The 6,282-nt window shown below is 73.3% G+C and carries 3 protein-coding genes and 1 pseudogene; 2 read left to right on the top strand and 2 right to left on the bottom strand.

From position 1 onward, the window contains the following. Positions 1 to 56 precede the first annotated feature (56 nt). The gene (locus tag AB0I98_RS45280) at positions 57 to 1,697 is read left to right on the top strand and encodes a long-chain fatty acid--CoA ligase (RefSeq protein WP_362951925.1); all 1,641 of its coding nucleotides are present in this window, start codon (positions 57 to 59) and stop codon (positions 1,695 to 1,697) included. A gap of 120 nt (positions 1,698 to 1,817) precedes the next feature. On the opposite strand, the gene AB0I98_RS45285 is transcribed toward AB0I98_RS45280, so the two are convergent. Next, positions 1,818 to 3,044 carry an MFS transporter gene (locus AB0I98_RS45285; protein ID WP_362951922.1) on the bottom strand — a complete coding sequence of 409 codons (1,227 nt, stop codon included), beginning with the start codon at positions 3,042 to 3,044 and terminating at the stop codon, positions 1,818 to 1,820. Positions 3,045 to 3,173: 129 nt separating this feature from the next. On the opposite strand from AB0I98_RS45285, the gene AB0I98_RS45290 reads away from it, so the two are divergent. Beyond that, positions 3,174 to 3,752, top strand: a complete 579-nt coding sequence (locus AB0I98_RS45290; RefSeq protein ID WP_362951923.1) for a TetR family transcriptional regulator — start codon at positions 3,174 to 3,176, stop codon at positions 3,750 to 3,752. A gap of 43 nt (positions 3,753 to 3,795) precedes the next feature. Here the strand turns inward: AB0I98_RS45290 and AB0I98_RS45295 are convergent. After that, a pseudogene (locus AB0I98_RS45295) lies at positions 3,796 to 6,282 on the bottom strand (nickel transporter); the annotation flags it as partial.

The raw sequence follows: 6,282 nt of genomic DNA on the forward strand, positions 1-6,282 counted from the left end.
GACCCTTACTACCGCGTAGGCAATGTCGCCCCCGGGAGGACGCCGTGCTGAGCACCATGCAGGACGTACCGCTGCTGATCTCGAGGATCCTGACCCACGGGTCGACGATCCACGGCACATCACAGGTGATCACCTGGACCGGCGAGGAGCCCCAGCGGCGTTCCTTCGCCGAGATCGGAGCCCGCGCGGCTCAGCTGGCGCACGGCCTGCGCGACGACCTCGGGGTCGCGGACGACGAGCGCGTGGCGACGCTGATGTGGAACAACGCCGAGCACGTCGAGGCGTACTTCGCGATCCCCTCCATGGGCGCGGTCCTGCACACGCTGAACCTGCGCCTCCCGGCCGAGCAGCTCGCCTGGATCGTGAACCACGCCGCCGACCGGGTGGTGATCGTCAACGGTTCGCTGCTGCCGCTGCTCGCCCCCCTGCTGCCGCACCTCAAGACGATCGAGCACGTGGTGGTGTCCGGCCCCGGCGACCTGTCGCTGCTCGCGGACGCCGCCCCGCGGGTGCACGCGTACGAGGAGCTGATCGCCGGGAAGCCGACGACGTACGCGTGGCCGGAGCTGGACGAGCGCCAGGCCGCGGCCATGTGCTACACGTCCGGGACGACGGGCGACCCGAAGGGCGTGGTGTACAGCCACCGTTCGATCTACCTGCACTCCATGCAGGTCAACATGGCCCAGTCGATGGGCCTGACCGACCAGGACATCTCGCTGGCGGTGGTCCCCCAGTTCCACGTCAACGCCTGGGGCCTGCCGCACGCGACCTTCATGACCGGCGTGAACGTGCTGATGCCGGACCGCTTCCTGCAGCCCGCCCCGCTCGCCGAGATGATCGAGCGCGAGAAGCCCACGCACGCGGCCGCCGTCCCCACCATCTGGCAGGGCCTGCTCGCCGAACTGACCGCCCACCCGCGTGATGTCTCCTCCCTCACCCAGGTCACCATCGGCGGCTCGGCCTGTCCGCCCTCGCTCATGGAGGCGTTCGACAAGCTCGGCATGCGGGTCTGCCACGCCTGGGGCATGACGGAGACCTCCCCGCTCGGCACCATCGCCCGCCCGCCGGCCCACGCGGTCGGCACCGAGGAGGAGTTCGCCTACCGCCTCACCCAGGGCCGTTTCCCCGCGAGCGTCGAGGCCCGCCTCACCGGCCCCGGCGGCGAGCGTCTCCCCTGGGACGGCGAGTCGGCGGGCGAGCTGGAGGTCCGCGGCCCGTGGATCGCGGGCGCCTACTACAACGGCCCGGGGGCCGAACCCCTGCGCCCCGCCGACAAGTTCAGCGAGGACGGCTGGCTGAAGACCGGCGACGTCGGCACGATCTCCGCCGACGGCTTCCTCACCCTCACCGACCGCGCCAAGGACGTCATCAAGTCCGGCGGCGAGTGGATCTCCTCGGTCGAGCTGGAGAACGCGCTGATGTCCCACCCGGACGTCGCCGAGGCCGCCGTCGTCGCCGTCCCCGACGACAAGTGGGGCGAACGCCCGCTCGCCACGGTCGTACTGAAGGAGGGCGCCACCGCCGACTTCGACTCGCTGCGCGCCTTCCTCGCCGACGAGGGCAAGATCGCCAAGTGGCAGCTCCCGGAGCGCTGGACCATCATCGAGGCCGTCCCCAAGACGAGCGTCGGCAAGTTCGACAAGAAGGTCCTGCGCAGGCAGTACGCCGACGGCAAGCTGGACGTCACCAAGCTCTGAGGGTCGGAGGCCTACGCCGGGCAGGGCACCCACCGTCCCTGCCCGGCGGACGCCCGCGTCAACGCCGTATCGAACTCGGGCGCCCGCCCCACCGCCGTATGGAACTCGTAGGCCCGAGGCTCACCGCCGTATCGACGTAGTCACCCACCCCAACACCAGCCACACTCCCGCCACCGCGCACACTCCGCCCCAGCCCCAGTGGCTGAAGGCGCTCCCGGCGAGCGCGGAAGCGATCGCGCCGCCCGCGAAACCGGCCACCACGTAGGCGGTGTTGGCGGTGGCCGGGGTGGAGGTGGTGGTCAGGGCGAGCGTCTGGTTGGCGACGTGGGAGGCGACCAGGGCCGCGTGGATCACGATGGCGGCGACGAACAGAGCCCACATCACCTGCCCGCCGAGCCAGAAGAGCGGTACGGACACGGCGGCGAGGAGAAACGCGGACCGTACGACCCTGGCGGCACCGAAGCGGTCGACGAGGCCGCCCGCCAGCGGCGCGACCGCGCTGGCCGTGAGACCGAAGAGGCCGAAGAGCCCGGCGGTGGCGGTGGTCAGGCCGTACGACTCCCCGGTCAGCAGCAGGGCGAGTGAGGTCCACAGGGCGCTCCAGGCGCCGAACATCCCGGCCTGCCGCAGGCACGCGCGCCACAGGTCGGGCGAGCGGCGCACGACTCCCGGCAACGAGACGAGCCCGGAGAAGAGCGGGCCCGTGCGCCGACGCCCCTCATCCGGCAGGACGAACGCGGTGGCCAGACCGAGTACGGCGGTCAGGACCGCGGCCCCGATGAACACCACCCGCCAGCCGAAGGCCTCCCCGACCAGCCCGCCGAGCACCCGCGCGGCCACGATCCCGGTGAACAGCCCCGCGATGACGGCGGCGACATGGCGGGCACGGCGCGCGGCGGGAGCGCGGGCCGCGACCAGCGGAACGAGCAGCTGGGGTACGACGGTCGCGGCGGAGGCGATGAACACGGCGGCCGCGAGGGCATCGGTGCCGGAGGCCGCGGCACCCGCGAGCAGTGCCAGCGTGGTGCCCAGGGAGAGCAGGGCGACCAGACGGCGCCGGTTGACGCTGTCGCCGAGCGGGGCGAAGAAGAGCAGGCCGGCGGCGTAGCCGAACTGCGCGACCGAGGCGATCCAGGCCACGGCCGAGGGCGTCGTGCCGAAATCGCGGGCGATGAGGGGGAGCAGTGGGGCGGCGATGTAGATGTTGGCGGCCGTGACGGCGGTGCAGACGGCGATGAGGACGAGGAAGAGGGTGGGGGCCTTGGATTCCCGGCCTTGGGGGGCCTGATGGTCCTGATGAGCCTGCTGGGCGACGGCCGTGTTCTGGCTGGGGACGGCTGACGACATGAGCGGAGGGACTCCTTCGAGTGGGCTCTAGCAACCAACTGGTTGGTTGCTTGCAGGTTCCAACAGCATGCGCCACCCTCGAATTCCCGTCAACCAAACAGTTGGTTACTCCCCCGCTACCCTGTCCCCATGGCAGCAAGAGACCCCGAAGCCACCAGGGCCCGGATCTTCGACGCGTCGGTCGCCGAGTTCGCCCGGTACGGCATCGCGGGTGCTCGCATGGACCGCATCGCCACCGCGGCCAGGGCCAACAAGCAGCTGATCTACGCCTACTTCGGCAACAAGGCCGAGCTGTTCGCGCGCGTCCTCGAGAAGAAGATGCTGGACCTCGCCGTCTCCGTCCCGGTCGACCCGGACGACATCGAGGGCTGGATCGACCGCCTGATGGACTACCACGCCGCCCACCCCGAGCTGCTGCGCCTGCTCTTCTGGGAGGGCCTGGAGTACGGCACCGCGGAACTGCCCGACGAGTCCGAACGCCAGGACCACTACGCCCGCAAGGTCGCCGCCCTCCAGGACGGCCAGGACCGCGGCGTCGTCACCGACGCCATCCCGGCCCCCGACCTGCTGCTCCTCCTGACGGCCTTGGCCAACTGGGCCGTGGTCGTCCCCCAGATGAGCCGCATCCTGGCCGGCGGCGAGGACACCGACCGCGACCGCCTGCGCACGTCGATCAAGGAGGCGGCGCGGAGACTGACGGCCCGCTAGGACCCGTCCGGCGCATCAGCAACCCCCGCTCCTGCCGCACGCCCTAGTTCGTCCCGATCCGCGCGAGCAGGTCCACGATCCGGCTCTGTACCTCCGTACTGGTGGACCGCTCGGCGAGGAACAGCACGGTCTCGCCCGACGCCAGCCGCGGCAGATCCGCCTGGTCGACGGCGGCGGTGTAGACGACGAGCGGGGTGCGGTTGAGCTGCCCGTTCGCGCGCAGCCAGTCGACGATCCCGGCCTGCCGCCGATGCACCTGCATCAGGTCCATCACAACGAGGTTCGGCCGGAACTGCCCCGCCAGCGTCACCGCGTCCGCGTCGCTCGCCGCCCGCGCCACCTGCATCCCGCGGCGCTCCAGCGTCGCGGTCAGCGCCAGCGCGATCTCCGCATGCTCCTCGATCAGCAGCACACGCGGCGGATGCTGCTCACTGTCGCGGGGCGCCAGCGCCTTCAGGAGTACGGCGGGATCGGCGCCGTACGCCGCCTCCCGCGTCGCCTGCCCGAGCCCGGCCGTGACCATCACCGGCACCTGCGCTGCCCCAGCCGCCTGCCGCAACGACTGCAGTGCCGTCCGCGTGATCGGCCCGGTCAGCGGATCGACGAACAGCGCGGCCGGGAAGGCCGCGATCTGCGCGTCGACCTCCTCGCGCGAGTTCACGATGACCGGCCGGTACCCGCGATCGCTCAGCGCCTGCTGCGTGGTCACGTCCGGCGCGGGCCACACCAGCAGCCGGCGCGGATTGTCCAGCGGCTCCGGCGGCAACTCGTCGTCCATCGGCTGCGGACGCGGCGGTTCCTTCACCTCGACGGCCCCACCGGGACCGTCCAGCGGCTCGGGCCCCTCGGCTGCGTTCTCGTCCGGTGCGCCTATGGCGTACGACCGTCCGGCCGCCTCGGTGGACTGCGCCAGCCGGGAACCGCGCGCCGACGTCTGCTCGCCCGAAGGATGCGGCCGGGCCGCCTGGTCGGGCCGGTCGGGCGGCGTCCCCAGCTTCCGTCGCCGGCCGCCGCTCGTCTGCGGCGAAACCGCCGGCGCGGACGCCGCCTGCTGCACCTGCGCCGCCTGCCTGCTGAACGGCACCCCCTGCCCCAACGTCCGCACACTGATCGCCCGCCCCTGCGTGGAGTTGGGGTCCACGGGAGCGGCGGCGGTCGCCTCGGCGGGCAGCGGCTGCGCGGCCCGCTGCGGTGCGGCGGCGTTCTCGGGCGGCAGGGGCGCGTTCGGCGGTACGGGGGTGGCGGCGCCGTTGGGAGGCACGGCGGCGCCGGTCGGGTTCGGCGGCATCGGCGCGGGGGTGGCCGCGTTCGCCGGTGCGGGGACGCCCGCGCCGGAGCTGCTGTCGGTGGCGGGCCACGGTTGGGCGGGCGTGCCCTGAGGCCCACCGGGCTGCACGCCGCCGGGCGCGGCTTCCGCGGGGAGCGGGAGCGGCTGACCGGGGGCGGTGTGCGGGCCAGGGCCTGACGGCTGGAGGCCGGTGGCCTGCGGAGCGGGGAGGGCGGGTTGCGGAGCAGGGAGGCCGGGCTGTGGTGCGGGGGAGTTCTGTGCGGGGGTGCCTGGGGCGACTTGGGCAGCCGGGGCAGCAGCCTGGGCCGCAGGTGCGGGACCTGCCTGCGCGGGGACCGGCTGCTGCGTCGCCGGACCCGCCTGCACCGGCTGACCCGGGGCCGTTGGCATGGCCTGAGGCTGAGCCGCGGCACCCTGCGGGGCCACGGTCGGCTGACCCACGGCGGGCTGACCGGGTACGGCGACCTGTCCTGGCTGGGGTGCGCCGGGAACACCGGCTTGCGTCGACGAGGTCAACGGAGTCACACCGGGCTGACCGGGGACCGGCTGCCCTGCGGAGGCTGCGCCTTCGATTGCCTGTGCTGCCGGAATCGGTTGCCCTGGAGGCACGTGTCCGGAAACCGGTTGCCCTTGGGGCGTGAGTTGCGGAACCGGTTGCCCCGGTGCCGCCGGGACCGGCTGCCCGGGTGGCACCTGCACGGCCTGCCCCAGACCCTGTCCGTGAGACCCCTGCCCATGGCCCGGAACCCCGGCGCCCTGCGGCGACACGTTCGCACCGGCCTGACCCGCCACGGCCTGCCCCGCCTGCACAGGCACACCCTGCCCGGCACCCTGCTGCACCGGAGCCCCCGTCGGCTCCGCCGCTGCTGCGGCCGCAGGCTGGGCGACCGCCCTCCGCCGACGTCCCGTCGGTGCGCTCGCGGGGTGCGGCTGCGGCGGGGTGTGGTCGTCGGACTGGTCGTGCGGTACGGCGTCGTGCCGACCGTCGTCGATCTGGGCGTTCCCGGACGCGCCGGGAGCGGGAATCTGTACGGGCGCCTGCCCCTCGGCGCTTGCGGGCGCCCGGTCGGCATCGGCGGGCGGCAGGGCGAACACCGCGCGCGGGGCCGCTTCCTGAGCGGCGGCACGTTCGTTGGCGGCGGCCAGGGCACGCCGGCGCCGCCCGGTCGGCTGCGCGTTCTCCGCGGCGGCCCCGTTAGGAGCAGCGGGCAGCGCGTCCGGCAACGCCTGCTGGGCGGCCCG

It is taken from the genome of Streptomyces sp. NPDC050211 (genome assembly GCF_040656035.1).
In the GTDB taxonomy this organism is placed as follows: Bacteria; Actinomycetota; Actinomycetes; order Streptomycetales; family Streptomycetaceae; genus Streptomyces.